Here is a 3083-nt window from a genome sequence, read left to right as displayed (position 1 = left end):
AAGGCACTAGGTTGTTTTTTTTATTGCTTATTTTTTTCTAATTTTCTAATGATTCTTCTAATTAACATTTATTTCTTTCAGAAAAGCTTTTATCTCGTTAGCTATAATATTAGATTTTCCATGATGTACATAATGTCCACTATCTAAAAATTTATACTTTCCAAAATTAATTTGTGATACATAGTTAGACAAGTAATTCTTCCAATTTCTCATATTAATATCGCTAGCATCTGATATAAAAAAGTACATAGGAGTACTACTAGGAACACTATTGGATCTTACTTTTTGAACATTTTCTTGAATATAATCAATTTCATCTAACATATTTTTTGTTATAGAGCTTTTATAAAAAATTGCTATTAACTGTTCTTTATCTTTATCTGATAGGTCTTTTGACTTAAGTAAAGGAAGGTATTTTTCTAATTCTGTTCTATTCATAAATCTAGATAAACCTATTCTTGATACAAAGTACATAATATTTAATTCATTTTTTCTAGATAGAATATCAGAATTATTTTCATATATTTCTGGAATCCCTGGGTCAAGTCCTATAATTGCTGTCACTTCATCTGGATACTTCTGTGCCCAGTATATTGCTTCTAAGCCTGACATTGAATGGGGAACCAGTACATACGGTCCATTTGCTCCAAAAATCTTTAATGCTTCTCTTGTCTCCTCAAGTATTGTATCTATATCCCTTGGATTTGACGATATTTCACTCCATCCATACCCAGCTTTCTCTACTACCATAATTCTATACTCATTTATCATTTTCATCCATAAAGGCTTAAAGTCAATAGTTGGATTACTAGTACCAGACCCAGACATAAAAACAAGTGTAGTATCTCCTTGACCTTGACTATATATATGCATTTTATTACCATTCACTTTAATTAGTTTGCCTGGTGGCGGGTATTCTTTAGATTCCTTTTTTAATTTATAATTATGATTTATAGTAGAAGTAATTATAAGTATTATTAATAACCCAAATACGGCTAATACTACTTTTCCAGTTATCCTTAATATTTTCATTGTCCTCCTCCATTTACTCAAAATAATAGACTAACAATTAATATATGTTTCCTATTTGAAATATCGAGTTAAATAAGGCATATATCTTTTAAACCATTCTATTGCATTACCTTCTCCTGTTTTAATATGGAAAAAATACTTTCCTTCTGTAACATCACCAATTGCTACATGTCCAGAAGCATATCCACCAAAAGCTAATCCATAGGATATAGCTGCTCCTCCAAGAGCAAACAGACCTCCCATTGCAAAGCCTCCTATTGCTCCACCTAAAGCAACTGAAACACCTCCTAATGACAACAATAACCCCAAGGAAATCCCTCCAAATGAAATTATGCCTGTGGCTGCTCCTCCACAAGAGACAACACCTAGTGCAACTGGACCAATAGCAAAAAATCCTTTTGCAACTTCAAACTCCCCAGTTTCAGGGTTATATCCATCTGTTATATGATAAAGAGGAATATTTAAGATTTTCTTTTTAGAAATTTTACGATGAATGCCTCTTTTTTTTAACCACCATGGATATTCATACACATCTTTTTGTACATTGTCTGTCTTTAGATTATCCATAAACTCCATTGCAACTTTTTCTGGTTCGTCCAAATAACTAGAAGCCAGAGAACCGTACCGTTCAACTATGGCATCAACATGCTCAGTTAAGCTCTGTCTTATTTTTTCCTTAGTTTTAGGGTCAGTTTCTATTATCTCTAAAACTTCCTCAATATAATTTTTGTATTGAGCTAACATTCTTCTTCCTCCCCAATTAAAATATCTCTCATAATATTTGATACAACAAACCACTCTTCTTTATAACTATAAAAATATCTATCTCCAATACTAGTGACTCTATAATATTTACGAGGTTTACCCCTGCCGTCTAGTGCCTTCCAATAACTTTCTATAACTTCTTTTTCTTCTAATCTATAAAGTATTGGATATAGAGTACCTTCCTTTACGTTTAACCTGTTGGACGAGCGCTTATCAATCTCATTTGATATTTCATATCCATACATATCTCTTTCTTTCAAAAGAGATAATATGGCTAATTCAACTACTCCAGATTTTAATTCTTTTCTAATATTTATATCGATCACCTTCTTATTCTAATTATATTATAAAACAAATTATTTTGTGACACATACTATTTTGTTCTTCTAGGTATATTATAATAGGAATTTTTTCCAAATACAAGTATAAACTTATAGGCACCATTTCTTCTAAAAATTGAAATCTATATTCACAAAAACCTAGCTTGAAGTCACTAGATTGTTTTCCTAACTTCTAAAGTTTTCTTACATTACATTGCACAGTTTGTACATAACTATCATATATTATTGCAGGGGTTGAAAATGATTACTAAAATCATTCTACTCATTTCTATAATATATGGAATAGTAGAAACTCTCGAAAAATTCAAATTACAAAAAAAATACGCCCATCTATTAGCTTTTCCATTAGGAATCATAGGAAGCTTTTTATTTTTACAATTATCTTCAATAAAAGAATATATTCTTTATGGGATCTTTATAGGAATTACTTCTGTTGGTACTTGTGATACTTTTTGCAATATATTTGAAGTAATACAAAAAGACAACAAATAAATTTTTATCATATTTCATATGTCGCTAATATCCAATTTACTAAGATGTACTAATTTCTATAACAAGTTTTCAATCTTAGCATATTATGTATTGCAAGATGGTAATAGATGTTATTGTTTTTTATCATATGTTGCCATCTGGAGCTAATTATTAATGAAAGGAAGGTTAATCATGCCCACAATTGTATTAACTCCTAATGAAAATCCTTACGTCGCAAAAGCATATCCAAATACGAACTTTATAGATACTATCCCAATGTTTATAGGTAGCTTCACTTCACTCAATGACATCTACAGAACCTTGATAACAATTGATACACCAATAATCCCACCTGGTGGAACATTTTCTAATGCATATTTGAGAATTTATCTTAGCAGAAAAGATTATGCAGGAACATTTCCAATAATGGTATTTAGACCAAAAACTCTTTTTGATCCAGATACAGTAACTTTT

5 protein-coding genes are annotated in these 3083 nt (G+C 30.2%); 2 read left to right on the top strand and 3 right to left on the bottom strand.

What is annotated here, in order from left to right:
- Positions 1–57 precede the first annotated feature (57 nt).
- The 3 genes from JMO20_RS11695 to JMO20_RS11685 are packed head-to-tail and all read right to left on the bottom strand — an operon-like array spanning position 58 to position 2057.
- The gene (locus JMO20_RS11695; RefSeq protein WP_202709859.1) at positions 58–1032 is read right to left on the bottom strand and encodes an alpha/beta fold hydrolase; all 975 of its coding nucleotides are present in this window, start codon (positions 1030–1032) and stop codon (positions 58–60) included.
- 51 nt (positions 1033–1083) lie between these two features.
- Positions 1084–1776 carry a hypothetical protein gene (locus JMO20_RS11690; protein WP_202709858.1) on the bottom strand — a complete coding sequence of 231 codons (693 nt, stop codon included), beginning with the start codon at positions 1774–1776 and terminating at the stop codon, positions 1084–1086.
- Complete coding sequence (locus JMO20_RS11685; protein ID WP_202709857.1) at positions 1770–2057, bottom strand: PadR family transcriptional regulator; 288 nt, start codon at positions 2055–2057, stop codon at positions 1770–1772. The genes JMO20_RS11690 and JMO20_RS11685 overlap by 7 nt, the downstream gene beginning before the upstream one ends.
- A 321-nt stretch (positions 2058–2378) precedes the next feature.
- Here JMO20_RS11685 and JMO20_RS11680 point away from each other — a divergent pair, with 321 nt between their 5' ends.
- Both JMO20_RS11680 and JMO20_RS11675 read left to right on the top strand, forming a co-directional pair.
- On the top strand, positions 2379–2630 hold the full coding sequence (locus JMO20_RS11680; protein ID WP_202709856.1) for a hypothetical protein: 252 nt from the start codon (positions 2379–2381) through the stop codon (positions 2628–2630).
- A 171-nt stretch (positions 2631–2801) separates the two neighbouring features.
- On the top strand, positions 2802–3083 hold a 282-nt coding region (locus JMO20_RS11675; RefSeq protein ID WP_202709855.1), incomplete at its 3' end, for a DNRLRE domain-containing protein.

This window comes from Sporosalibacterium faouarense (assembly GCF_016765695.1).
Classification (GTDB): Bacteria; Bacillota; Clostridia; order Tissierellales; family VENL01; genus Sporosalibacterium; species Sporosalibacterium faouarense.
The sequence above is the reverse complement of the archived record's forward strand: the minus strand, read 5'-3'. Positions and strand labels throughout refer to the sequence as shown.

What these genes read in the sequence shown, in the direction of transcription:
- JMO20_RS11695 (WP_202709859.1), bottom strand. Translation starts at nt 1,032, where the DNA reads ATGAAAATATTAAGGATAACTGGAAAAGTAGTATTAGCCGTATTTGGG.
- JMO20_RS11680 (WP_202709856.1), top strand. Translation starts at nt 2,379, where the DNA reads ATGATTACTAAAATCATTCTACTCATTTCTATAATATATGGAATAGTA.
- JMO20_RS11690 (WP_202709858.1), bottom strand. Translation starts at nt 1,776, where the DNA reads ATGTTAGCTCAATACAAAAATTATATTGAGGAAGTTTTAGAGATAATA.